This is a genomic window from Desulfogranum marinum (assembly GCF_016918565.1).
Taxonomy (GTDB): domain Bacteria; phylum Desulfobacterota; class Desulfobulbia; order Desulfobulbales; family Desulfobulbaceae; genus Desulfogranum; species Desulfogranum marinum.
On record NZ_JAFFQD010000021.1, the window covers coordinates 25,658 to 52,652 of the forward strand.

Below are 26,995 nucleotides of genomic sequence, written 5' to 3' on the forward strand. Positions count from 1 at the left end.
GGTTATATTTTTTGCTAAGAAGTTCGGGGTAGAGCGCGATGATTATTGAGGCAATAAAAAAATACTATGGCAGAATGATATGATGTATTTATCCGAAATATCAGACAGCAGTGTTAGCCGCCTTTCCAATACTAAATGATTTGTATGGAAAATAGGACGGCCATTTTTTGGTAATTTGTAGAAAATGTTAATTTTTTACAGTTAGTTATCGTTACTAGTATTAGTGTGCCGGCAAGGAAGATGTCCCTGTTAATCACAAAATCCTAAAAATGAGACACGAGAGCTCGAAATTTTTTTCCTGTAAGCAGGAGCCTATGGACTATGTCAGCTCAACCCCACTTGTATGCACTCAATGATGTCATTGGCCCAAACCTGCAACAACTGAATCTGAGCACCCTTTTTTTTGGGGTGAGTACCGCGTAAGATTGCCAAAATGACATGCAGAGACTAATTTGAGAAGAAGCCGGAGGGCTTTTGGCTTAACATTTGCAAGCTGCTTCCAAGGGATAATATCGTCTGGATTCACTCTATCAACGGAAAAGTGCCTTTATGGGAAAAATTGCTCTTATTACAACGCTCATTCTGCAGATACTTCTCAGTACATGTTTTTTAGCACATGCCAAAGAAAAAAAGCATGTACTGTATCTTAACTCCTATCATTATGGCTATCGTTGGTCGGACAGACTTCTGCAAGGTATCCTTTCCATATTCGATGAAAGTGAATATAAAGTGGACCTTCAGATAGAGTACATGGATGCAAAAAAATATAACTATGAGTATATCAGCAGTCGTTTACTGACTCTGTATCGTGAGAAATTTAAGGACGAAACTTTTGAAGCCATAATCGTCTCGGATAATGATGCCCTTAATTTTATCCAAAGTTATGGTGAAGTTCTGTTTGGCGATGTTCCTGTTGTTTTTTGCGGGATTAATGATATCAGTTCGGTTGAGCTTACCCGTAAAAATATTACGGGTGTTGCAGAGACTTTCGATCTTATTTCAACAATTGACGTTGCTAGGCGCCTTCATCCTGAAAAAAGAAGAATGATTTTTATTGGTGATCAGGCAACTGCAGGCGGCAGAGCCATTAAGCGCCAGATCACAGGCCAGTTGGCCACGTATAATAAAGAACTTCTGGTTGAATTCTGGTCCCACCTTACTCTTGAAGAAACACTGGAGCGCATCGAAAATTTGCCGGAAGACACTTTTTTGTTTTTCACCCCCTGGTATCAGACCGTCCAGGATAAGTTCTATACAACAGAGGAGGTTATGCAGGCGATCTATGCCCACTCTTCGGTTCCCATTTATACCGCCTGGGAGTTCCTGCTCGGGTATGGGGCCATTGGCGGTAAATTGCTTTCAGCTTTTAAACATGGCCAGGATGGTGCCAAGATTGCTCTGCGTATTTTGCAAGGTGAACCGGTTGAGACTATCCCAATTGTTTATGAGTCTCCAAGTGAATATATGTTTGATTACCGTGTCATGCAGCGATTACAGGTAGATATGAGCTTACTCCCAACGTCATCAAAGGTGATAAACAGCCCAAGAGCTTTTTATGAGCTGTCCAAGGAGCTTTTTTGGACAATCATGGTGAGTTTTATTCTCCTGGTCATCGCCTTTATTTTCCTGGGGACAACCATGATCAGCCGGCGAAGGATAGAGCGTAAAGTAATAGAGCAACTCTCTTTTCAGGGAACGCTCATGGATACTCTTCCCCAGCTTGTTTCATGGAAAGATACCAAAGGGAACTATCTTGGCGCGAATAGGACTTTTCTGGAGTTTTTTGGTATTGATGATCTTGAAGACATGGTCGGAAAAACAATCAAAGATGTAGCAGACAATGATGCTTATGTCCAATGGTCAGCCAGTGCAGATACCGCCGTTGTCAGTAACCGGAATGCATTTCTCAAGACTCGAAGGAAAATTATTCAATACAACGGTACCCATAGTTGGCTTGAGGTCCACAAGGTGCCTTTACGTGATCAAGCCGGACGAGTTGTGGGTATCCTCACGACTGCGGAAAATGTAACCAAGGAACACAACCTGGAAAAACAGCTTCTGCAATCACAAAAATTGGAAGCTATCGGTACCCTGGCCGGTGGAATTGCACATGATTTCAACAATATCCTCACCTCTATCATCAATTCCACTGAACTGGCAATTGGCGATGTACCGGCGGATTCCCAAACAGCTAAAGACTTGCGGCGTGTTCTCAAGGCCGCCAGACGCGGGGCTGGGGTGGTAAAACAGATACTTTCTTTCAGTAGACCTTCAAAAGGGAAATTCAGGGCCACCGATATCGGCATGGTGGTTAAAGAGGTCTTAAGTTTGATGGATGTTTCCTTGCCGGCAACAATTTCGGTTAAATCGAAATTAGATACTCCCAATATGTTCGTCAATGCGGATCCAAGCCAGATTCATCAAGTGATCCTTAATCTCTGTACGAATGCATTCCACTCACTTCGCGATAATGGCGGACAGCTCGAGGTGCAGGTGAATGAGGAGGTTATTCATGAGGAAAGAGCAGCAGTTCTAAATGTTACACCAGGAAGATATGTCTCAATCAAAGTAGGAGACAACGGTCCAGGGATCAATCCCGAAATCCTGGATAAAATTTTTGATCCCTTTTTCACTACCAAGGATATCACGGATGGAACAGGGTTGGGACTGTCTGTGGTTCTTGGAATAGTAAAAGGACACCATGGTGGGATTGAGGTACAGAGCGACCTTGGTAAAGGTACTGTTATTACCGTGTATCTTCCTCAGAGTGAAAAACCTTTTGCTTTTGCTGACAGGAATAGAATGTATTCGGCATCTGGTCAACTATCCATTCTTTTTGTGGAGGATGATGAAGATCAGTTGAACACGACGCCCCGGATTTTGACTGACATGGGACATCGGGTCGAGGCTGTTCGCAATCCAATGACCGCCCTGGAGATGGTTAAAAGGGATCCTAACTGGTTTGATTTGATTATTTCTGACTATGATATGCCCAAAATGAGTGGCATTGAACTGGCGAAAGCGCTGCATTATTTACCGGTGATTATTGTTTCCGGAAGAGAGGATGCTGTCAAAGCTGCTGCCACCTGTGACAATATCGTTGCTGTTCTTGTGAAACCCTATGCTAGAAATGATTTGCAAAAAACTATTAGCGCTGTAACCATTCAGGCCCGCCGGCATACTGATGTAGAACTCAACAACCTATTATTGAATATGGGGGACCTTGAACAATAATTTTTTTTGTAGGTAAACCTGTAGGCCTAGTTTTTGGCGGATTTGTTTTTTTTATTGCCTCATACCTTTTACCAGGAATGTTTTGAAATGGAACAGATGCTCATTATCGACGACGATAAGGAAACCTGCGAGACCATGGAGAGTCTGATTTCCAGGCTAGGATACCAGTGCGATATGGCATATGATTTAAAAACAGGCTTGCCTTTGCTGAAGCAGAAAAACTATGCCATTCTTTTTCTCGATGTGTGCCTCCCAGATGGCAATGGTTTGGAGATCTTACCTGATATAATGGCCGGACCAGAACCGCCGGAGGTGGTTATTCTGACGGGAAGAGGAGATCCTGATGGCGCTGAACTCGCCATTAAAGGTGGTGTGTGGGATTATCTGCTTAAACCCTCGAGTGTAAAAGAGATACGGCTTACGCTGGATAGGGCACTCAAGTATCACAAAGAGAAAAAGACACGGGCTGAACAGAGTAAACTGGAATTTAACCAGGTGATCGGGAAAAGTCAGAGAATACAGGCGAGTTTGCAACTGACCGCCAAGGCTGCCCGTTCAGACGCCTACGTCCTTATAACTGGGGAGACCGGGACCGGAAAAGAACTCTTTGCCTCCACCATCCATCAGAACAGTCAAAGGGCATCGGGGCAGTTTGTGGTGGTTGATTGCGCTTCGCTCACTGAATCACTGGTAGAGTCAACATTGTTTGGTTATCGTAAAGGTGCCTTTACCGGCGCTCAATCAGATCGCCTGGGTTTAATCAAATTGGCCGATGGCGGCACTCTTTTTCTGGATGAAGTCGGCGAAATGCCGCTTTCCATTCAAAAGGTTTTTTTGAGGGTCCTACAGGAACAGCATTTTCGACCGGTTGGCGATAATCAACAACTGTCCAGCAATTTTCGCCTTATTGCCGCTACCAACCGTGATCTTGACACAATGGTAGAGCAGGGAACTTTTCGTCGTGATCTTCTCTTTCGTATTAAAACCATACGAATTCACCTTCCTGCATTACGCAATCGAACTGAAGACATTGAGGATTTGTTGCATGCCCGCATGGATTATCTCGGTGAGAAATTCGGCTTGTCTCCCAAAAAATTGGGACAGGATTTTTTAGACACTCTTTTAAGATATTCTTGGCCGGGAAACGTGAGAGAGCTCTTCAATATCCTGGAAAGGGCGATGATAGATGCTGGTGAGGAAGACACCCTTTATGCCGTTCATTTATCACGCGATCTTCGTATAAAAGTGGCTAAATCTCAAATACAGCAGATGACCGGCTCTGGGGAACTGAGTGAGGCGGATGACCGCACCGGCAATGATGGTGTCTTGAAAATAGGACAACGGATTTTTGAAGATATCTTTGACAGTCCTCTGCCGTCGCTCAAAGAGTTCAAAGGGACTGCCGAAAAGGTTTATCTAAGTGAATTGATCCGTCAATGCGATGGTAATGTACCAGAAATATTGAAAAAGTCTGGTTTGTCCCGGTCGCATTTCTATCTTCTCCTGAAAAAAAATAGCCTTACTCTGTGAAAGAGTAAGGACCTGTCCGAAAATAGATTTTTTTTCACCTCTCGACCTTTTGCAAAAATAAGCGCTGTCGTGTTTCTTGCATAACTTCTATTTTTTCCAGATAAAATGATTGATTGATTGGGTAGAAATTGTGTATTTAAACGGTGTCCTCGATCATTCCTTTTGTGTGTCTTTTTTTTGGGAGTCCTCACCTCTGTCCTGTTTTTAGGACAATCTATTGCCTTTGCTGTTTTCAAGAAGAGGCACTTTTCTTTTTTTATTTTTAAAAATGTAAAAACAGAGGGTTAGCTCTCTGTAGAGAACTTGATTTCCTGGTGTGTAGCCGGTTCTACAAGTTATTTACCCAAAACAGCCTAGCTTGAATCCTTTTTTTGAGACTCTGGGGCACTTGGAATTATCAGGGTTGGTAGGTGAATGTGCCTGCAATATATAGATTTGATTGAGAAAATTACGATTTATCTGGTTTGGCACAGTTAGTGCTAATAGTAGACCAGTTGCATGGGGAAGCAAGCCGATATTGTTCGCCTGTTTCTTGTATGCCCTTTGTCACCATGTGAGTCTGTACTGCCACCTATAACTTTATTTTGGAGGAAATCTTGAGGAAAAACAGGGAGACAACAGTTGCTCCTGCCCGGTCATTGCTCTTTGTAGCGAGCAGTGCCAGGCAACCAAAAGGGTAAAAAAAACCGGTGTTGATGATTAGAAATATTTTTTTTTAAAATGTTATGCTTAACCACAAATCCTACAAAGTGGGGAAAACATGCCTGTACAAATTTTAGCGCTTGTAGCACTTGTCCCAATAGCTCTCGCCCTTATTCTGATGGTCGGCCTACGCTGGCCCGCAACAAAAGCAATGCCTACTGCCTGGTTATCATGTGCGGTCGGCGCAATGGCCTTCTGGAAGCTTCCTGTAGCATATATAGCAGCCTTGACCACCCAGGGTGCTGTGACTGCGCTCGGTATTCTGATTATTGTGTTTGGAGCGATTATTATTCTCTATACCCTGCAGTACAGTGGCGGTATGGAAACTATTCAACACGGTTTTCAAAATATCAGTCGTGACCGCCGTGTTCAGGTGCTCATCATCGGCTTCATGTTTCCCGCATTCATAGAAGGCGCAGCAGGTTTTGGAACCCCGGCAGCGTTAGCCGCACCGCTTCTTTTGAGCCTCGGTTTTCCTCCCCTGGCAGCCGTGATCATGTGTCTTGTCTTTAATTCTTTCCCGGTAACTTTCGGTGCTGTAGGTACGCCTGTGATCTTAGGGTTTAAATATCTTACAGGTCTGGTCGAGGCAGCTGTTGTTTCCGGTGCTCCCGGTGTGAATTTTGATTCCATGGAATCTTTTAACACCGTGGTAGGTCAGTGGGCGACTTTGATGCATTTACCCATGATCTATATCTTGCCGATTTTTATGCTTGGCTTCATGACCAAATTTTTCGGCCAGAACCGTAAATGGTCTGAAGGTTTTGGCGCATGGAAGTTCAGTTTGTTCGCATCTACTGCCTTCTCAGTTCCTTATCTCCTGACAGCCTGGTTTATCGGTCCTGAGTTCCCGTCGCTCATCGGCGGTCTTGTCGGTCTTGCTATTATTATTGTAGGGGCAAAAAAGAATTTCTGTATACCTTCCACAATTTGGGATTTCGGCCCAGCTTCTGAATGGGACAAGGAATGGACCGGTACGGTCAGCGCAGACAGCAGTGGCAAATTTAAAGCAAATATGAGTCAGTTTCGCGCATGGACCCCTTATATTCTCATAGGTTTGATCCTTGTTGTTACCCGTATCCCTGAACTTGGCCTCAAGTCCATGCTTGCCGGCGTCTCTGTTTCCTTCACGAATATTTTCGGTTTTGAGGGGGTCAATGGTTCTATAAAATATTTATATCTTCCAGGTACTATTCCTTTTGCCCTTGTTGCAATTCTTACCATTTTCATCCACAAAATGCCGATAGGGAAAGCTGCAATAGCGTGGAAGGAAGCTATTGTAAAAATGAAAAGTCCGGCAATCGCCTTGTTCTTCTCGGTTGCCATCGTTTCAATCTTCCGTGGATCCGGTGTTGCCGACGCTGCTCTTAATCCCAATGGATACCTGTCTATGCCTCTGGCCCTGGCACAAGCTGTTTCCAGCATCGCAGGGCAGACATGGCCTCTATTTGCCTCCTTTGTCGGTGGTCTCGGTTCTTTTATAACCGGTTCTAACACGGTTTCGGATCTTCTGTTTGCCGAGTTCCAATGGGGCGTAGCTGCTTCTCTTGCGCTGCCTCACCAAATTATCGTTGCTTCGCAGGCAGTTGGCGGCGCAATGGGCAACATGGTTTGTATTCACAACATTGTTGCGGCATGTGCTGTTGTAGGCCTCTCCGGTATGGAAGGTGCGATCCTCAGACGTACAGTGTGGCCTTTCCTGCTTTATGGTCTTGTGGTCGGTACTGTTACTGCCCTTATGGCTTTTGTTTTTCTACCTCATCTGTTTTAGTCCCCTTTAATTTGTTTTTGAATAGCAGGGTTAAATTGTTTTTAACCCTGCTATTTCATTATGCGCCCTTTACAACAGTCCGTTGTGGAAGCAAGGGAAATGGAAATTAATAAATGGAGTTGGTTCATGACCCCTAACACTCATCTCTCATGCTTTGTTGAAGCTGCCCGTCGAGTTGGTACAGAAGTAACCCAGGTTGACAGTCTACAGGATGCGGCTGCCTACATTGCTGAAAAAACAAGTGGAATAGCACTCGTTCCTGAGACTGTACTGGCTGATAAGCACGACTTAAAAACTCTTCTCGGAGCTGCAGGTGTCGACGTATACGAAGGCGACTTTCGAAAAGCCGGACATGTTCCGAATGCGGGTATCACCTTCAGTAATTTTGCCATGGCAGATACTGGTACAGTAGTGCTTGAGAGCACAATGGAAAACATTCGACTCGCCACTACTCTCCCGGAAATTCATTTTGTTTTGGTTGATCCGAAAACAATACTGGAAGACAATCTCTCTGCCGTCAAACCAATGACGGAGATGCATAAGGGCTCAGAACCAAGGTTTGTTGCCTATATAACAGGCCCCAGCCGTACTGCCGATATTGAGCGTGTGCTCACCATTGGCTGCCATGGCCCTAGAGAATTGCATATCCTGTTGGTTGAAGGAATCTCCAGCGATCTCATGGAAATTTAAAAGAAAAAAGTACAGGGAGAGCTGCTATGGCCACCGACCAGACATATAAAAAGAAAGTTGAATCCGCAATAAACAACCCGAAATTGAGTGAAGCCCTGCACCTGTTTGGTGACGCATACCTTACCTCCAGGGAAAATGCTTTTCAGGGCCGCCTTGACTTTGAGGCAATGCGCAAGGATCTGGCAGAGATCAAGGACGATGTCAGGATAAGACGCAAAGAGCTTTTGGCTGAATTTATAAAAAATGCTGAGGCTGCAGGCTCGACAGTTTTTATTGCAAAGGATACCCAAGAGGCAAACGAATATGTGATCAATCTTGCGAAAAAGAAAAATGCAAAACTGATTGCTAAATCAAAGTCCATGGTATCAGAGGAGGCGCACTTCAACGCAGCGCTTGAAGCTGAAGGCATCAAAACCTCTGAAACGGATCTTGGCGAGTGGATCATCCAGCTTGCCGGGCAACGTCCTAGTCACATGGTCATGCCGGCTATCCATATGTTCAAAGAGGAAGTGGCGGAATTATTTAGCAAAGAAACAGGACAGCAACTTTCTCCAGATATCAAGAGCCTGGTAAACGTTGCCAGAGAACAGTTGCGAAAAGGATATTTCGATGCTGATATTGGTCTTACCGGCGCAAACTTTCTCGTTGCTGATACAGGCGGGATAGGTCTTGTCACCAATGAAGGGAATGCCAGACTCTGTGCAACGTTACCGGAAGTGCATGTTGTTTTTTCAGGCATTCATAAATTAGTGCGAAGTATGGAAGACGCCGTAAAAATTACCAGACTTCTGCCGCGTAATGCAACCGGCCAGCTGCTTACCTCCTATATCACCTGGATTCGTGGTGCCGTACCAACGGATGGAAAAGCAAAGGAGCAACATATTGTCTTGATTGACGGTGGTCGTGAGGCTCTTTATGAGTCCAAAGCCTGCCGCGATGCTCTTCGCTGCATCCAGTGCGGGGCATGTGCAAATGTATGTCCTGTCTATCAGACCGTGGGTGGGCATGTCTTTGGTTCCACCTATATATCCGCCATCGGTGTTATACTCACCGCCTTTTATGAAGGGCTTGACAAGGCTAAAGAAATTACCCGGGCCTGCATTGGTTGCCGTTCATGCAGTGCCGTTTGTCCTTCCAACATCGATTTGGAAGAGATTATTCTTCACCTCCGCACTCAAGTTACCCAAGAGTACGGGATGGGAATGATCAAAAATGTTGCCTTCAAGGCGGTGATGAAAAACCGCGGCCTCTTCCACTCTATGATCCGCGCCGCGTCTAAGCTGCAGCGTCCGGTGACGCATAAAAATGCGGTTGATGGTGAGCGGCCGATTATCCGCCATTTGCCTATGCATTTCATGGATAGGGATTTTACAGAGTGGCGTGATCTGCCATCTGTTGCAGAAAAATCCTTTCGGGACCAGTTCAAAGGTATCGTCCAGAACGTCAAAAATTCAAGATACAAGGTCGGGTTTTTCGTTGGTTGTGGGGCGGATTTTGTTTATCCGGAAGTTGGTACCAGCCTCATCAAGGTGCTTAATGCACTTGATGTAGAAGTGGTTTTTCCACAGAAACAGAACTGTTGCGGTATTCCGGCGCTCTACTCCGGTGATACGGAAACCGGTGTGGACCTTGCCAGGCAAAATGTAGAGGCTTTTACGGAAGCCGAAGTTGATTACATCCTCTGCGTCTGCCCGACATGTACCATGGGAGTCAAGCGGGATTTTGTTAAGCGCCTTGCCGATTCCCCAGACTGGTCAGCCAAGGCAAGAGCCTTGAGTGAAAAAACCATGGATGCATCAGATTTTCTTGAAAATGTACTGCACGCTTCGGAAAAACTGACAGGCTTCAAACCACAAGGAACGGTAACGTACCATGATTCCTGTCATCTCAAGCGTGGTAATAAGGTTTTTAAAGAACCACGTGCCTTGCTGAATGCCGGCGGATATTCGGTTGAAGAAATGAAGAATAGTGACCGCTGTTGTGGTTTTGGCGGTACCTACTCCTTTCTTAGTCATCCCCAGATTTCTAAACAAATTACAACTGACAAGGTGCAGACTATCAAGGCCGTAAACAGTAAAACCGTGGCTATGGATTGTCCCGGATGCATGATTATGCTCAAGGGGGCTATGGGCAAGGCTGACCCAAATGTCCGCTGCGCTCATACCATTGAGTTGATGGCAGAGGCACTCGACGGAAAAGAGTAATTTCCTCTTGGCACCCCCCGGCTTTGCCGGGGGATAGTTACTCAAGATATCCCACTATTAGCATCGCTTGAATTCTCTACAAAAAAGGTTAGTTATATGTGTGTTTTTTGCAGTGGAACCGATGCGTCAAATTATAACATCGTTCTAACCTCTTCCTATACATTTCAAAACATCCGCTAAGTAAGTTCTTACGCTTCTCGGAATCGAGGGTGGCAGCATTATATTGATTATACTCAACAGACTTAAGTGCTTTCGTCATGAATCATACACAAATGCAGGGGGAAGCTTCCTGGAGACAATTTGAGCCAAGAGTCTTGCAAGAAGCAATTGATCTGTACCAAGAACTTGTAGAAAGTGGGGTCTTTAAAATATCATGGGACGAGTTCTTTTTTTTCTGGCAGCAATGGCAACACGATAAAGCATCTCCAAACGAGATGACCCCGGAAAAACGAAGCGATGGCCTGGAAAAATATTTTGCCTCAATGTAATGGTTACTTACTATTACCTAAATCTTGCACGTCAAACATGACAAAAACGCTTTTAGTTATTTTTTTCCAGACTGTTATCGGTTTTATCAACAAGAAATCAGTTCACTTTTAATGTGAGTTAGGTTTAAGAGCATTTTTCTCATGCTTGCCACCCTTCGGGATTGCCGATTTTACCGAATCTGCTTTGTTTGCGCACACTTGAAGTACTACAGTACGTCTGCGTGTACGCAGCCTCGCACCTTCGGCAAACTTGGCAATTGCAGGATTTAGGTTCTACTTTAAAAAAACAACATATTGATCAGACAATTGATTTGAAGTTCTATTCACTGTTTGAGTGAACCTATTTTTTCTCACCTTCAACGCCCTTCGGGATCGGCAATTTCGCCAAATCTGCTACGTTACCGAAGGCTTGAAGTATTTTTATACGTCTGCGCCTCCGGTGCCTCACATCTTCGGCAGGTAGCGTAGACTCCGAAATTTCCAATTGCAGGATTTAGGTATTATGTAACTGGCGAGGCTAGTTACAGTTCGATGGATTGGGTGTTTTTAGACCTTCGCTGAACAGCGTAGAATCATGCGTAGTACAGCGCAGAAAAAGTGAAAAAAATACTGCGATTTTCTTTTCCCTTTCTTATTAAATACAAAACTCTGCCATTTATCTATCGAAGCAGACAGTGGACTGATTTTATTTCTCTTGTAAACCCGGGAGACAGATCGAAGTCTTCGCTTACCTAAATTTCTCAGTACTGAGGTAGGTGACTGATTTTTTTAATGGCTTTTTATGAAAATCAGATAGCGGAGACTTCGATCTGTCTCCCGAGTCAAAAAAAGGCTGCGTTTCATGGGTAATCAGATTTTTTTTCTATATCATCAAGTATATCGCCCTGGAAATGTGGTTCTTTCAAAGATACAATAGCTTTTGCCGGCGGTGGTGGCCGAAATAGATGCCCGGTTATCATGCCTCTTGTTGTTCCAAAAGCAGCAACAGACCAAGCTCCGAGTAAGCCTATGAAGTAGAGAATACTTGTCCACTCAAATAACGGCAATCCTGTGTGGTTTGCCAACTGCGCGATACCGGTCACACACGTACCGACTGGAAATGTAAAGGCCCAATAAGTAAGCGCAAATTTCATTTGCCTATAGTGGGCTCGAATTGATAACAGTATTGCCATACAGGTCCAGAGCAACACAAAACCCAGAACCGGAACACTATACAGTACAGCAAAAAGCTCAAATCCGGATGCAATCTCAAGAGGGACGGCGCCCTTGGCAACGGTACCAAGTATACCCGCAGCTGTCATTGATTGTCCAAGCGGCCCCAGGACAATCCAGAGCGTGGGGACACGGGAAGTACCTGACGTTCCATGATGAGCCAAGCGGCTCCATATCATAGATATAATAATCATTGCTGCTATCAGGCTGAGGCCAAACATAGAGAAGCAGACGTAGAACATTGTTTCCCTGAAGACACCTTCCGGGACATACGGAACAAGCATGGCGCCTATGGCGGCCGATACCATAGGAGGAACCACCGGCATGAGCCAGCCACCAAAGGCGGAGTCCGGTCGGACCCTGAAAGTAGTAAACAAGCGGTAAGGAATGACAAGAGCTGAGCCAAGCCCTGTCATTGTACCAAGAAACCAGAGGCCCCAGGCAATGTTTTGCGCCACTGAGTGACCAAGCACGCTTTCTCCGATTAATAAAGTCCCCCCTGCTACTGTGAGCATAGCCATAGGTGGTGCTCCATAGAACTGGGCCATCATCGGGTCTCTAAAATGCTTTTTCCAAACACTATGCCCTGTTACCAGGAAAACGAATGTCCAGGCGACGAGTCCAAGTAACATGATGGAGGCAAGGCACCACGTTACCAAGGCGAAGGAGTGAAGCCTTTCCGAAAATAGCGGCAAAGAGGCAGCTGCATTGGCGATAATGCCAGTCCCCATAACCGAAGCAAACCAGTTCGGGCCTAATTCATAATCACCATTAGCCCCAGTGACTGAATAAAAAAAACGCTTCCACCAAAACCCTTTTGAACTTGTATTTTTAAGGTCTTTGTCCAATTTTATCGTCCTGTTTTTGGGTATAAGGTTTCAATAGATTTTTCCTGTAGTGGAGAAGATCACCTCGAAAAAATGCTATTTCGCCCAGCCTCTCGGAGTCTTGCACTCAGCTTGTTATGCTTAAAAAAATATCCACAGAGATACAGCGATAGATGCCGATATTATTTATATGCCTGTGGTCGTTTTTTGCGCATGCCTCGAAGTCATTGCTTACCTGACCTTTTTGATCTTCAGCATTTGGAATTTCTTTTAAGCTCTTTCTGTCTATTTTCATAGGGTCATTATGAATATGTTAAGGAAAGTTTAAAATCCAGATGGCTCTGAAAAAAGAACCCTTGTGTCTTTAACTGCTACCCTTCCGGACAGGCGCCCAACCCGAATTTCTCATATTTTTTTTTGACTTTCGACTTAAGTTTTTGATATTTATAGAAAATACAGTAGCGCTAAAAAACAGACTGTTTTTTCGTCGATAATCAAAAAAGCTCACCCTCCGGGTCAGCGGATTTTTCCGCAGACTCTTTGTTGCAGGCCATTTGCGGTAGCTTGCTACCGGAGCCTTCGCTTACCTGCTGCGTGCCCTGCACCTCGATCTGCAAAAAACTTCACTGATGAGAAATCCGGGCTAATCGAAAGTAATTATGCTTCCAGTCACATTTGATGCTACATGGAGTTTTAAATGACTAGAAAGGTCTCGAACTACAGTTACTGGTAATCTTGAAATTGCCGGCAGCCAACTGTAAGGTACTCCTGCACGGAAGGATCTTGAAACCGACTTTGTTCGAATAGTGACGTCGAGGTATCTTTGGTATTGTTAGTAAAGTATATACCAAGATAGAGCTGGAGAAACTGTCGATTTTTTCTGCATTGAAAGCAAGGTTGTCAGGTAACATTACAAGGTATCCCCAGTTGTTTCAAATGCCTATAAAAACATTGTAAAGTTAAATAGCTCAGAGAAATTTAGAATTTGCAGTGTTTGGCAATTTTCTGGCTAAAAGTGTCTGCCCTGTCTACTCCATGGATAATTTAACCAAAAACGGCTAACCTTTACGCGTGGGAATATTACGCTTGGTATGTTCCTAAGCCGGTAATTATAACACAGTCTTCAGCAATCGATGAAAACCCTAGCAAGCCAACTTATTTTTTTCTTTCGCCATAGAAAGGTACAGCGAAATTTTGCCGTGCTGTGGAAGTTTTTCACCTCTCTTTTTTTTGTTATTTGCCTCTACTCGGCGTTGTTCCACGTGTTGATGATTTATGAAGGGCGTAACTTTAGCTGGATCACCGGCGTCTATTGGACCATGACCGTCATGTCCACCCTCGGTTTTGGCGACATCACCTTTCACAGTGACCTTGGCCTACTTTTTACAATGGTTGTTCTTTTTTCGGGAGTGTTGTTTCTCCTGATTATGTTGCCTTTTATCTTTATCCAGTTTTTTTACACTCCTTGGCTGGAAGCCCAGGAACGTGCTAAGATCCCCAGGGCTTTACCTGCGCATATACACAACCACGTCATCCTGACCAGCTATGATCCTATCACCGCCCGTCTGATTGAGCGGATGGTAAAATATAATATCCCCTATGCCCTGGTGACGCCCGATCATCAGTTGGCCAACGAGCTGCATGATCTTGACTGCCTGGTGGTGATCGGCGAGCCCGACAAACCGAGTACCTACGAAGCACTGCGGATTGCCGATGCCTCTCTGGTGGTGGTCACAAATGACGACCTTATTTCCACCAATATCTGTTTTACTATCAGAGAAGTGGACAAGGTGGTGCCCATCGTTACCAACGCTGACAGGGAACACTCCATCGATATCCTCGAGTTTTCCGGGAACAACAGTGTTTATCAGTTTACGAACATGCTCGGGATCCATTTGGCGAAGAGGACCCAGGGCGTGTGTATGACCGCCAATGTCATAGGCCGATTTGAAGAACTCATGATAACGGAAATGCCGGTCAAGGACAGTGAACTGATTGGCAAGACACTGCTTGAGGCAAACATAAGGAGTCGGACCGGCGTGACGGTGATTGGATTAATGCAAAAAGGCATTTTTAGCCCATCAGCGCCCAGCACCGTCATGTCAAGGGGGACGATACTGGTGCTCTCCGGTACGGTCAATCAACTCAAGGCCTTTGAAGATCTTTTCGGCGGCGAACACCCCCAGACCGCTGAAAACAATCATGTATTGATTCTTGGCGGGGGACGGGTCGGCCTGTCTGCCGCCAAGACTCTGGCTGAACATGGAATTAACTACCGAATAGTGGAAAAACGTCCTCTCAAGATAACTCATCAGCAGGAAGAGCAATTTATTGTCGGCGACGCAGCAGACATTAAGACACTGGAAGCTGCGGGTATTAAAACAGCAAGGTCGGTTATCGTGACCACCCACAGTGACGATATGAATATCTACCTGACATTTTATTGCCGACAGCTGCGGCCGGATATTCAGATAATCAGCCGTTCCATCCTCGAACGTAATGTTTCCAAGCTCCATTCGGCAGGTGCCGATCAGGTTATGTCTTATGCTTCCTTGGGGGCAGGAACCATTTTCCAGTTACTCAGACCCAATGAGGTCTCCTTGTTTATTGAGGGGCTTATTGTGTTCAACAGGACCGCCGGTAGCTATTTCCAGGGTCGTTCAATAATGGAGAGCGGGGTAAGGGACAAGACCGGCTGCAGTATCGTTGCCCTCAGGCGAAACGACACTCTCCTCGTCAATCCAGCCCCTGAGACCATTCTCGAAGCAAACGACGAATTGATATTTATAGGTACTGCGGAGAATGAGGAACTATTCCTGAAGCTCACGCGGTAGATATGTTTACCACTATAACCGAACAGAGCAATGAAAATGGTACCTCTTCATAAGAACGTAATACTATCCATCGGCTCTCTGACAAAACCATGGCATTGATCAACATTAGTGCTGTTCGCAAAAAAACAATTACCACTCTGATGAAGACCACTCCACCGGGAGGGGTGGCTTTGTTTTCCTATAAGCGGAATAGGTCTGTTGCTCTCATAAGGCAAGATGAAGAGATTTTTTTAATAAAAGAGCATGGTTATATTGTGCAGGAAGTGGTATCCCGTACTGATGGTTTGTCACGTCTGTTGAAGGAAATGATCAAACGAGAATTTCCCCGTAGTCGTAAGGTAAGGCTGGTGAAGTTTAAAGATCCCGCTGAATTGGAAAATCCGCGCCGGAAAATTTAGCGCTTGCTTTTGTAATCATCCGTTTGAAAAAAAGTCATGCTGATAATCCGATGTGCAGCCTGCAAAAGAAAGCTGTGGAGATATGACAAGATAGGGCCCGGTGAAGTCCTTCGTTGTCATAAGGCAAGAATTGAGAGAACCTATGCATTTGTGGAAAAGGAAGGCAAGTTGCGATGTGTGTGCGGCAAGCCCATTGGGATTGACAAAGGAAGTTTTTACAAGATGATTGCAAAGGCCTTTACCTACAGTGGCACGAAAAGAAGGTAGATTGCACCAAAAGGCAGCAGCCGGCAGGTATATTCTATATTATTGATTTTACAGTACCGTGTGTTTTGAAAATATTATTCATTGAAAGCCTGCGCTCCTCCATGAGCAGTGCCTGGTTGATTCTTAAGCTGGTGGTTCCCCTTTATATCCTGTCGGATTTTCTGCTTTATTATGACCTTCTCCGCCATATAAGTTTTCTTTTCACACCACTGACGGAGCTACTTCATTTGCCCGCAGAAGCTGCCGTTGCGGTTGCCGGCGGCATGTTACTTAATGTGTACGCTGCAATTGCCTTTGCTGCACCTCTTGGCTTGACAGCCTACCAATGGACAATTCTCGGTATCTTTCTTGGTGTCTGTCACGCGCTGGTAGTTGAAAGTGCAATAATGGCCAAGCTTGGGGTGTCGTACGGTTATTCGATTGTGCTTCGAATTGTCGGTGCTTTTCTTGCGGTGTTGCCTGTTTTATTCCTGCCGCCTTCTTTTTTTGCTGATACTGCTGTTCGCCAGGCGCCGGCTGCCAAGGTGTTGCCTGAGAGTGTGGGGCAGATGCTTGGCGAATCTATTCTGCAAGCCGGGATTCTTTCGCTGAAGATCATTGTGCTTATCAGTGCGATTATTATTTGTATGGATCTACTCAAGGCATCCAAAGTGATCAAAGACCATATGGACAAAGTCAACACTTCGTTTTCCATCATTGTCGGTCAGTTGCTGGGGATAACGTACGGTGCAACCATTTTAATCAGGGAGGCAAGCCAGGGGAACTTATCTCAGCGGGATATATTTTTTATCTCGACTTTTTTGATGATATGTCACTCGTTGATAGAAGACGTGCTGCTTTTTGTTATTTTTGGCGCAAACTTGTGGGTTATTGTTATCGCTCGTTTGTTCACAGCTGTAGTTTTGAGTTATGTATTATTATTTTTAACTCCCAGGTTGTTTTCTTTGGACAGGGTTGTTCGTGCTTGAAAACCGAGGGGTGTGGCCAATTCTCGGCTGGTAAAAGAACCTGGAGAAAATCAGGAGGAGCTTGGTGTACCTGTTAAACAAAATGCGGCTATCCAGTCCGCTACCGGCAATTTATTTTTGTACTGTTGTCACCTTTTGTTCTTTGTATGCGGCCCAGCCGATTCAACCTGTTTTTCAGCAGGAGTTCGGGCTTACTTCCCTGCAGGCTATTTTGTTTACTACCTTGATGATGATGCCCCTTGGCATTGCCCCTTTGTTTTATGGCATTCTTTTGGAGTCGTTTTCCGCTCGACTCCTTGTTCGGTCGGCTATTTTAATTCTGGGCCTACTGGAATTCGTCTTCTGTATAACAGATAGCTATCTGCTGCTGCTCTCCATCCGAGGGGTGCAAGGGATGGTGATTCCAGCTATTTTGACCTCTCTTGTAAGCTATATATCATTTACTTCAACAGCCGAACAGATGCAGGCTGCGATTGCCCGCTATATTGCGGCGACAATTATCGGTGGTTTTCTTGGTCGCCTTTTATCTGGTTTTTTTACGGATCTCTTTGGTTGGCGTTTTTTTTTCTTTGTCCTTGGGGTCCTGTTAGTGTGGGGCTTTTACCTGCTTCGTGGGCTGGAAAAAGATGCTAACCTGCAGTATTCAAAGCCGAACTTGGGTGAGGCACTTGGAATTATGCGCCAGGCACGTTATTTCTGGCTGTATAGCGCCATTTTTTGTGTGTTTTTTGTTTTTGCCGGAGCGCTGAACTTTCTCCCTTTTGCCCTAAAGAGTATTAATCCTGCATTTCGGGAAACGGGTATCGGCGTTATGTATAGCGGGTATGTGATGGGGGTGGTCGTTTCCTTAAATGTACGGCGGATTATCCGGTTTTTTGGTAGCGAGACCAGAGCTGTCAGTGCCGGGATAGTGTTGTACGGGGTAGGGGCTGCCGGGTTTATGATTACCAATTACCAGAGTATGTTCCTCTGTATGTTTGTCTTTTGTACCGGGATGTTTACCGCACATTCCATTTTGTCCGGTTATGTCAACACGCTTTCTCAAGGGAAAAAAGGGATTGCCAACGGCCTTTATATCTCTTTCTATTACATGGGAGGGACCATAGGCTCTTTTGCCCCGGGAATCATTTACAGTTATTTCGGGTGGCAGGTATTTTTGGGCAATCTCTTGTTGGTACTATGTTTTTGTCTGTTTTGTGTGTTCAAACTCCAGCAGAGTGTGGCCAACTTTCAGGAAGAGCAGCTGACCCTGTCTCCCTGAACACAGAATATACTTGTTGGTAAGGCATCAGCCTGCTATGCCACCGTTTACGTAGAGGTTTTGCCCGGTAATCCATGCCGCATCATCACTCACAAGCAGGGCCACGGCACCGGCAACATCTGCTGGAGTACCTATTCGGTTAAAAGGTGACATTCCTGCCATCTGCGCAATCTGTTCTTTGCTCTTGCCTGCTCTAAAAAGCTCTGTATCAACCGGGCCGGGAGAAATGGCGTTGACGGTAATGTTTTTTTCGCCCAGTTCCCTGGAAAGAACTCGCGTTACCTGGTCCACAGCCCCTTTGCTTGCAGCATACAAGCCATACCCCGGCATCATGATTTTGGTGACCGTGGTTGAGATGTTGATGATCCTGCCGCCGGGAGATAGTTTTTTTGCTGCCTGTTGGCAGGCAAAAAAGACACTCTTAACATTGGCGGCAAATAAAAGGTCGTATTCCTCTTCGCTGACCTGTTCAATCGGTTTGGTAAGCAGGATGCCTGCGTTGTTGACCAGGATGTCGATTTTTTCCAGTTTCTCCAGGGTCTGGTCAAAGAGGTGCTCCAGTTGCCCCACATCTCTCACATCTGCCTGGATTGCGATAGCCTTACCTCCGGCCGTGTTTATCAGGCTGCAGACTTCTTGAGCTTTTGTTTTGCTTTGGTTGTAGTTGATAACCACTGCGGCGCCCATTTGTGCCAGCTTGCAGGCTATCTCCCGGCCAATGCCGCGTGAGGATCCGGTGATGAGGGCGATTTTTCCAGCAAGGGGTGTGTCCATGAGCATCCTCCAGTTATGAGCCTGATTTACTTTCTTTTTGTCCAATCTTTCTGTTCAATCTCTGAGCCTGTTGATTTACGGCCTTTTTGCCCGATCTCCGTGTTATATGAAAAAATAATTCTTAGAGCCCCACTATCAATTACATGCCTGTGTTTATGGTGTCGCTATGCCTCGATCTTGAACGAAAATCCCAGCCAATCAATAGGTTCGGTTGTAGGGGGGCAGGGGGGAAGTTATGGAGCCAGGCGATCTATCGTCCACAATCCTGCTTCATCTTTTGTATACAGGAACCTGTCGTGCAAGCGGCTGGTTCTTCCCTGCCAAAATTCTATACTTTGCGGCTCAACCCGGTAACCTCCCCAGAAATCGGGGAGCGGTATTTCACCCTGCAGGAATTTGTTTTTTGCTTTTTCCAGTTCTGCCAGTAAGAGGTTACGCGAGGTGATGATGGAGCTCTGGTTGCTGATCCAGGCTCCGAGCTGGCTCTCTCTGGGGCGGCCGGCAAAATATCTTGCCGATTCAGCAGGGGATACTTTTGCAGCAACGCCAATGATGGTAACCTGCCGTTCTAGCGGTATCCATGGGAAAAGCAAAGATACGTGGGGGTTTTCAGCCAATTCTTTTGCCTTTCTGCTTTTGTAATTCGTAAAAAAAACAAAGCCATTCATGTCAAAAAACTTGAGCAACACTGTTCGTAGGCTTGGGTGGCCTGCAGCGTTTGCAGTAGCAAGCGACATCGCATTGGGTTCCGCAATGTTCTTGTTACATGCATCATTGAACCAGAGCTCAAATTGTTTAAACGGGTCCGGATGAAGCATGTGTTTTTGTAACACCGGACTTTTGTAATCTTTGCGGAAGCCTTTGATATCCATGGTAAGCCTTTTTATTCGTTGTCTTTTTCTCACTGATAGGTCTTTTCTTGAGAGCGGTCAACTGAAATGTTGCTTTTGAAGTGAGTAACAGCCTAATTTTGTATGCAAATTAAAATTTCGACCGCGGTCGAAATTTGCTTGCTCTTTTGTTGACATGTGGTATTACAGCGACCTAAAACGTCACGATACCTTAAAACAGAAGAGACTATGTCTGGACGACGAGAAGAAAAAAAGCAGTTAACCCGTCAGGCAATCCTGGATGCCGGTATGCGGCTCTTTAGCGTTAAAGGGTATAAGAATACAAGTATTACCGATTTGGCTGTTGAGGCAGGAATTGGTAAAGGTACCATTTACTCCTACTTTACAACCAAGCAGGAGATCTTTTTAGCATTCTGCCGAGAACAACTCTATCTGATCAACCAGGATATAGTCCGTTCTGCAAGCTGTGAAGACCATGTGGTCGACCAGATGATGGCGGTTTTTACCGGCACCTTTCACTTTATAAAACAGGATAGGGAATTTGGACGGCTTATGCTGCGTGAGTCTTTTTTCCCAACTGAACATAATCTGGAACAATCTCAAAAAATAGAAAACCTCTATATAGATATGCTTGTTCCTATCCTTCAACGTGGCCAGGAACGTGGTGAATTACGCTCTGAACTCGATCTCATTCTGGTTATAGGTCATTTTTACGGTCTATTTCTTATCACCATATCAGCGTGGTTTACTGAGCGGCTCGCATCAGGTGATGATTTTCTCGAGACATTAAAAACAATGTTTTATCAAACCATGTATGGCCTTGCACCTGCATGAGTAATGGAGAGTGATGCATGGATAGTAAAAAGAATCCCAAAACATTGTCTGCAGATCCCAAACGATCCGGGCTCCTTTTCTTCATATGGAATAATTTGCCCCGGCTTGCATTGGTTATCTTTATTGCAGTCATTTTTTCCCTTTTTGGCACCATAGGCGAGAAAAAAGCCAAACTGGAAGCCGCAAAAAAAGAGGAGCATGTTGACCGGAAAAAATTAGTTAACGCTATTTTGCTGCAGCTTCAACCGCGTACCATTCATGATGTGATTAACCTGCCGGGGACGATTGAGCCGTGGTCCACGTTAGAGCTTATGGCCAAGGTCCAGGGGGCCATTGTTGAGGTGTTGGTGGAAGAGGGTGACTCGGTGCAGGTCGGCGATGTGCTGGCACGGATAGAGGAAGATGACTACCGTATCGCCCTTGATGCTGCTAAGGCCGCATATACCCTGGCAAAGTCCGAGTTTACCAGGAACCAGGCCATGCTGAAAAAGCGAGTCATCCCTTCGGCGAGCCTGGAAACCAGTGAAACGGCACTGCTCAAGGCGAAAACGGACCTTGAAAGGGCTGAACTGGAGTTGTCCCGTTGTACTATTACGGCCCCTATTGACTGTGTGGTCAAGCGAATAGATGCTAAGGTCGGCGCCTTTTTGAATGTTGGCGATCCTTTGGCCCAGTTGCTTCAGCTGGACCGGTTAAAAGGGGTGGTAGGGATACCCGAATCTGATGTGGCGGCCGTACGAAAAGTGCAACAAGTGGATATAACCATCAGCGCACTGGACAATAAGCATTTCATGGGTAAAGCCCATTTTTTCGCACCAGCGCCTGAGACAACAGCCTATCTTTATCGGTTTGAACTAGCCCTGGAAAATGCAGAGCATGAAATTTTACCCGGCATGTTCCTCCGGGCTAATATCATTAAAGAACAGGTTGATAATGCCATTATGGTTCCTCTGTATGCAATAATAAGCCGCAGTGACGCCCAGTATGTCTATGTGGTTGATGGTGACGAGGTGCGCAGGCAACCTGTGGAACTGGGAATTATCGAGGGATGGCAGATTCAAGTGACCAAGGGATTATCGAGCGGTGATAAAATACTTATTGAGGGGCACCGTGACGTGGAAGATGGACAGCAGATCAACATCGTGAAAGTAATTACTGATCCTGCCGAGCGTTTGTTATGATCATATCTGATACTGCCGTAAAAAAGAGCATAACGGTTGTCGTTCTGGGCGTACTGATTTTAGTGTTCGGTACCTACTGTTATAAAGTGTTACCCCGTGAAAGTGACCCTGATATCACCATTCCCAATGTATTTGTTTCTACCAACTACAGGGGCGTATCTTCCACGGATATTGAAACCTCGGTTACCATTGAGATTGAAAAGAAGCTCAAAGGGTTGGACGGATTAAAAAAGCTGCAATCGGTGAGTACCGAAGGCGCCTCCAATATAAATGTTGAATTTGTGACAGGGACTGATATTGATCAGGCCCTGCAGGATGTTAAAGATAAGGTTGACGAGGCCATGGGCGATTTGCCCACTGACCTGGACGAGGATCCCTCGGTTTTTGAGGTCAACTTCTCCGAAATGCCTATCGTGGTTTTTTCTCTTTCGGGAACCTGTGGTCTTCCTTGCCTGAAAAAAATTGCTGATGACCTGGAAGATGATATCGAGGCCGTTACCGGTGTGCTCGAAGTGGATGTTACCGGTGGGTTGGAGCGTGAAATCAGAGTTGAGGTTTTTCCGGAAAAGCTTGGATATTATGGTCTCACTTTTAATACGCTGCAGCAGGTCGTTCAGAGCGAGAATAAAAATACCTCCGGCGGCGCTATTCGGCTGGGTTCAGGTCGTTTCCTGTTGCGGGTACCTGGAGAATTCAAAACACCTGAAGAAATATATTGGCTGGTGGTAGGGATTCATAACGGTGAACCTGTTTACTTAAAAGATGTGGCCAGAGTGGTCGACAGTTTTAAGGAGGAGGCCAGCCGCGCTCGCCTGGACGGTAGAAGTGCCGTTAACATAGCTATAAAAAAGCGTTCTGGTGAAAATATTATAGATATCAGCCGCGAGGTTGATCGAATAATCACTGAACGGCAGCAGACCTGGCCTCTGGGAACCCAGATAACCAAGGTCATGGACAAGGCCAAAGATATTGAACAAATGGTTGCCGACCTGGAAAATAATATTTTATCCGGTCTTGTTTTGGTGGTAATTGTTATTTTTTTTGCCATGGGGATTCGTAATGCCATTCTGGTCAGTATGGCTATTCCGTTTTCCATGCTACTGACCTTCATTGTGCTCTATGTTATGGGAGTGACGCTGAATATGGTTGTATTGTTCAGCCTGACCCTGGCACTGGGGATGTTGGTTGACAATGCGATCGTCATTGTTGAAAATATTTATCGTTTTATGGAGCAGGGCGCCTCGCGGGTTGAGGCGGCAATGAAAGCCACCTCAGAAGTTGCTTACCCTGTGATTGGCTCGACATTGACAACCCTGGCAGCTTTTTCGCCAATGCTTTTCTGGCCTGGCATTATGGGTGAGTTTATGAGTTATCTGCCACTCACCCTCATTGTGACGCTTAGCTCAAGCCTTTTTGTTGCCCTGGTCATCAATCCGGCACTAGCTTCTCTTTTCATTAAAGTAAAGGGTGATATAAAGCAACCGGCAGCAAACGGCGCTTCTTTTGAGCAGCCTGTGTCGCTGGATTCCCCATTGTTGAAGGGATATTCAAAGGTACTTCGATTTGCACTGCACAAGCCGTTTGTTATTATTGGATTTTCCATCTGTGTTTTGATTCTAATGGTGCAGGGCTGGCTGTTGGTGATAGGGCTTGAAAAACCGGTGGAGTTTTTTCCAGAGATAGATCCCAAGGGGATGTATGTCAATGTTGATGTGCCTGAAGGGGCGGACCTGGATTACATTGACCGGGTGATGAAGCGGGTTGAAATGGTGGTGGCCGGTGCTGATCAGCAAGCTATTGCTGCCGATAGCTTTAATCATGACGATTATGTGCAATCCCTGGAACCCAAGGAATATGTGGACGCTTCAGGAAAAAAATACTTTGGCCCCAGTGATCTGGAAAATATTAAAAACCTTTACATCAAAGGTGTGGTGACCGCTGGGCCTGGATCAGCCTTTGATCCAAATTCACCCAACCATGTAGGGGTTCGGTTTATCGATTTAAAGGATCGGCACCGCTCTACCCACGAAACCGTGGATGATATTCGAGAGCGGGTCAATGACATTGCCGGAGGGAAAATTACCATTGCCATGGAGGAGGAGGGGCCTCCGACCGGGGCGCCCATTAATATAGAGATTGCCGGTGATAATTTTCAGGTGCTTGGAGGGCTGGCCAAAAAAATTAAAAATATTCTTGCCGATGTTCCCAACGTCAAAGATGTCCGGGATGATTTTAGTGAGGGAACACCATCTGTAAAAGTGGTCATTGATCGGCAAAAGGCAGCCCTGTTTGGGTTAACAACCGATGCCATTGGGTTTGCCTTGAAAACCGCTTATAACGGACTTGATGTATCGTCTTACAGGGAAGGAAGTGATGATTACGATATTACTGTTCAGCTGGCTGAAGGTGATCGGAAGGTAGTCGATGTGCTCAACGAGCTGATTATTCCCGCTCCAACGGGTGTGTTGGTGCCGCTATCAACCCTTGCCAAATTTCAATTTGCAGGTTCTTTCGGCGATATTACGCGAATAAATAACGAAAGGGTGGTCACTGTAAAGGCCAATGTTGATGAAACCAAGACCACCGGCCCCGTTATACGGGCAAAGGCCGAGGAGCTGTTGGCGGCACTCCATTTGCCTTCAGGATATTCGGTAAAGTTTACCGGAGAATTTGAGTTTCAACAGGAGTCGGAAGCATTCCTGACCAAGGCTTTTATTATTGCCCTGCTGCTTATTTTTCTTATCCTGGTGGCGATGTTCAACTCGGTTGGTCAGCCGTTTTTGATAATGAGCTCGGTTATGCTCTCCCTGGGAGGTGCATTTCTCGGCCTGATGCTGTTTAAGCAGCCTTTCGGCATCATCATGACCGGTGTCGGTGTTATTTCTCTTGCCGGCGTAGTGGTTAATAATGCTATTGTTCTTATTGATTACACTAACAAGTTGTTGGAAAGAGGCTTTTCACTCAAAGATGCCGTTATCTCTGCAGGTGCAACCCGATTACGACCAGTCTTGTTAACCGCTGTAACAACGATTCTCGGCCTGGTGCCGATGGTTACCGGTGTCTCTTTTGATTTTCACCTGTTGGCTATCTCATGGGTGAGTGAATCGAGCCAGTGGTGGCGTTCCATGGCTGTGGTGGTCATTTTTGGTCTGGTTGTGGCTACCTTTTTGACCTTGATTGTGGTTCCGACCCTCTATTATCTGCAAAAGCGTATCATTGCCCTGTCCGGCGAGTTTCGACAGGTCGTGCATGATAAATATTGGGGTGTGTTTGATAAACTGACTGGACACTAACCCGGCTTTCTCATGAAATTTTCGATTTTAAACTCAAATAATTGATATTATTGCTTAATGAGTAATTGCATAATTGAAAGTCTGTTTTTTGTTTTAAATCAAAAATTTCCCCCTTCGGGTCAATAGATTTTTCCGCAGGATCTGCGTTACAAACCACTTGTGGTAGTTTACTACCGGAGTCTTCGCTTACCTGCTGCGCGGCTTGTGCCTTGCCCTGCGAAAAACTTTATTGATGAGAAATCCGGGCTAAGACCTGAGCTTCATTCAGCGCTATTGGGACAGGGCTTTTTTTTGAGTATCCCTTATTACACGGTCTCGCAGTTAAATATTTATAATAAATAACAAAAGTGGTATCCTCTCTCTGTATAGAGTCTGGAGTAGCCGATTGCAAAATGCTTACGAGGTGGTAGTGGAAAAACAAATTCTGGTAACAGTACTGTTTACCGTCTTTACCGCCATGCTGGGGGTTGGAATCATTATTCCGGTGATGCCTCTTTTTGCCACCGATCTGGGCGCAACCGGTTTTACCCTAGGTTTTATCATTGCTGCTTTTTCAGTAACCAGAGGGGTGCTGCAGCCTGTAGTCGGCAATTGGTCTGATGCGTGGGGTCGCAAGGGGTTTCTGATGGCCGGCCTTGCAATTTTTGCCATTGTCGGCCTACTGGTCCCCAAGGCGACCAGTGTTCTCGATCTTATTTTTATTCGATCTTTTCAGGGAGTAGGCTCTGCTATGATTATCCCCATTGCCATGGCCTACATGGGGTCGTTAGCTCCAGAAGGCCATGAAGGTCGTTACATGGGGTATTTGAATATAGCCTTGTTCTGCGGGATAGGATGCGGCCCTGTTATCGGTGGGGCCGTTGCCGATCAGTGGGGTTTATCTTCGGTTTTTTATGTAATGGCGGCGCTAAGCGGCTGTGCCCTTACTTTGGTAATCGTCAATATGCCGTATAACACGCAGCATGAGACAACCGGTCCGCTTGGCCTCTTTCGTAGTCTTGGCAAGATGGTTGGGCGTCGAAAAACCATGGGTATGTTGATTGCCAGATTTTCTACGATGATTATGATGGTACCTACAATGGCTTTTTTACCACTTCTTGTGAGCAGCCAGCACAAGGCAACGGGCATGCAGATCGGGCTGATTATTGCCTGTCGAACACTGGTAAATGCTCTGTTGCAGGTGCCTTTTGGTAAATTGGCTGACCGCCACAGCAAGGTTTTACTGTTGGTGATCGGCTGTTCGTGTATGGGCGCTGTTATCCTCGCCATTCCTTCGGGCCGGTCAGTATCCATGATGGTGGTACTGTATATGCTTCTTGGTTTAGGAGAAGCTGTTATCTGGCCTGTTCTAGGAGCACTAGCCACAGAAGAAGGACGTGCCCATTATGGGCAGGGAACGATGATGGGGGTTTTTAATCTGGCCATGAGTGCAGGTGTTTTCTCCGGCGCTATCTTGGCCGGAGTTTCCATGGATGTATGGGGAATACAGTGGGCTTTTTACGTCAGCGGTGCAGCTGTTCTTATTTTCACCTATCTTGGGGCCTATATGATAAGCACGGCCACCTGATACGGAATTCGGCACCGACCCGATTGTCGCATGGCCATTGTGTGACTTTACTACATTGGTTGCTTTTTTTTTGTTATGCGAAGTCAAAGAGAGCTGCATGTTTTCGCAT

The 26,995-nt window shown here is 45.7% G+C and carries 18 protein-coding genes; 15 read left to right on the forward strand and 3 right to left on the reverse strand.

The annotated features are described in order from the left end of the window. Positions 1-549: 549 nt before the first annotated feature. The 6 genes from JWH17_RS12555 to JWH17_RS12580 all read left to right on the forward strand — a co-directional run bounded on the left by JWH17_RS12555 (position 550) and on the right by JWH17_RS12580 (position 10,619). Entirely contained in the window at positions 550-3,234 is a 2,685-nt protein-coding gene (locus JWH17_RS12555) for a hybrid sensor histidine kinase/response regulator (protein WP_205222977.1), read from the forward strand. An 87-nt stretch (positions 3,235-3,321) separates the two neighbouring features. Continuing rightward, the gene (locus JWH17_RS12560; RefSeq protein ID WP_205222978.1) at positions 3,322-4,764 is read left to right on the forward strand and encodes a sigma-54-dependent transcriptional regulator; all 1,443 of its coding nucleotides are present in this window, start codon (positions 3,322-3,324) and stop codon (positions 4,762-4,764) included. 760 nt (positions 4,765-5,524) lie between these two features. Further along, the gene (locus JWH17_RS12565; protein WP_205222979.1) at positions 5,525-7,237 is read left to right on the forward strand and encodes an L-lactate permease; all 1,713 of its coding nucleotides are present in this window, start codon (positions 5,525-5,527) and stop codon (positions 7,235-7,237) included. A gap of 126 nt (positions 7,238-7,363) precedes the next feature. Then, positions 7,364-7,927 (forward strand): LutC/YkgG family protein, encoded by a 564-nt coding sequence (locus JWH17_RS12570; protein WP_205222980.1) that lies wholly within the window; start codon positions 7,364-7,366, stop codon positions 7,925-7,927. 26 nt (positions 7,928-7,953) lie between these two features. Beyond that, positions 7,954-10,131 (forward strand): L-lactate dehydrogenase (quinone) large subunit LdhH, encoded by a 2,178-nt coding sequence (gene ldhH, locus JWH17_RS12575; RefSeq protein ID WP_205222981.1) that lies wholly within the window; start codon positions 7,954-7,956, stop codon positions 10,129-10,131. A gap of 257 nt (positions 10,132-10,388) precedes the next feature. Further along, a complete protein-coding gene (locus JWH17_RS12580; protein ID WP_205222982.1) occupies positions 10,389-10,619 on the forward strand; it encodes a hypothetical protein in 231 nt (76 codons plus the stop codon). A gap of 839 nt (positions 10,620-11,458) precedes the next feature. On the opposite strand, the gene JWH17_RS12585 is transcribed toward JWH17_RS12580, so the two are convergent. Next, complete coding sequence (locus JWH17_RS12585; protein ID WP_205222983.1) at positions 11,459-12,679, reverse strand: TDT family transporter; 1,221 nt, start codon at positions 12,677-12,679, stop codon at positions 11,459-11,461. A 1,112-nt stretch (positions 12,680-13,791) separates the two neighbouring features. Between JWH17_RS12585 and JWH17_RS12590 the strand changes: the two genes are divergently transcribed. The 5 genes from JWH17_RS12590 to JWH17_RS12610 all read left to right on the forward strand — a co-directional run bounded on the left by JWH17_RS12590 (position 13,792) and on the right by JWH17_RS12610 (position 18,386). Then, positions 13,792-15,492, forward strand: a complete 1,701-nt coding sequence (locus JWH17_RS12590; RefSeq protein WP_205222984.1) for a potassium channel family protein — start codon at positions 13,792-13,794, stop codon at positions 15,490-15,492. A gap of 89 nt (positions 15,493-15,581) precedes the next feature. Continuing rightward, positions 15,582-15,890 carry a hypothetical protein gene (locus tag JWH17_RS12595; RefSeq protein ID WP_205222985.1) on the forward strand — a complete coding sequence of 103 codons (309 nt, stop codon included), beginning with the start codon at positions 15,582-15,584 and terminating at the stop codon, positions 15,888-15,890. 36 nt (positions 15,891-15,926) lie between these two features. Further along, the gene (locus tag JWH17_RS12600) at positions 15,927-16,157 is read left to right on the forward strand and encodes a hypothetical protein (protein ID WP_205222986.1); all 231 of its coding nucleotides are present in this window, start codon (positions 15,927-15,929) and stop codon (positions 16,155-16,157) included. A gap of 65 nt (positions 16,158-16,222) precedes the next feature. Beyond that, positions 16,223-17,125, forward strand: coding sequence for a nucleoside recognition protein (locus tag JWH17_RS12605; RefSeq protein ID WP_232371070.1), 903 nt, complete (start codon positions 16,223-16,225; stop codon positions 17,123-17,125). Positions 17,126-17,189: 64 nt separating this feature from the next. Further along, complete coding sequence (locus JWH17_RS12610; RefSeq protein ID WP_332468413.1) at positions 17,190-18,386, forward strand: MFS transporter; 1,197 nt, start codon at positions 17,190-17,192, stop codon at positions 18,384-18,386. Positions 18,387-18,413: 27 nt separating this feature from the next. Here JWH17_RS12610 and JWH17_RS12615 read toward each other — a convergent pair whose 3' ends face one another. Together JWH17_RS12615 and pdxH are read right to left on the reverse strand one after the other, a co-directional pair. Continuing rightward, entirely contained in the window at positions 18,414-19,160 is a 747-nt protein-coding gene (locus JWH17_RS12615; RefSeq protein ID WP_205222987.1) for an SDR family oxidoreductase, read from the reverse strand. 233 nt (positions 19,161-19,393) lie between these two features. Next, entirely contained in the window at positions 19,394-20,032 is a 639-nt protein-coding gene (gene pdxH / locus JWH17_RS12620) for a pyridoxamine 5'-phosphate oxidase (RefSeq protein WP_205222988.1), read from the reverse strand. A 207-nt stretch (positions 20,033-20,239) separates the two neighbouring features. On the opposite strand from pdxH, the gene JWH17_RS12625 reads away from it, so the two are divergent. The 4 genes from JWH17_RS12625 (at position 20,240) to JWH17_RS12640 (ending at position 26,886) form a co-directional block, all read left to right on the forward strand. Continuing rightward, entirely contained in the window at positions 20,240-20,845 is a 606-nt protein-coding gene (locus JWH17_RS12625; RefSeq protein ID WP_205222989.1) for a TetR/AcrR family transcriptional regulator, read from the forward strand. Positions 20,846-20,862: 17 nt separating this feature from the next. Next, complete coding sequence (locus tag JWH17_RS12630) at positions 20,863-22,026, forward strand: efflux RND transporter periplasmic adaptor subunit (protein WP_205222990.1); 1,164 nt, start codon at positions 20,863-20,865, stop codon at positions 22,024-22,026. Further along, entirely contained in the window at positions 22,023-25,319 is a 3,297-nt protein-coding gene (locus JWH17_RS12635) for an efflux RND transporter permease subunit (RefSeq protein WP_205222991.1), read from the forward strand. Before JWH17_RS12630 ends, JWH17_RS12635 begins: the two co-directional genes overlap by 4 nt. A gap of 409 nt (positions 25,320-25,728) precedes the next feature. After that, a complete protein-coding gene (locus JWH17_RS12640) occupies positions 25,729-26,886 on the forward strand; it encodes an MFS transporter (protein WP_205222992.1) in 1,158 nt (385 codons plus the stop codon). Positions 26,887-26,995: the final 109 nt, after the last annotated feature.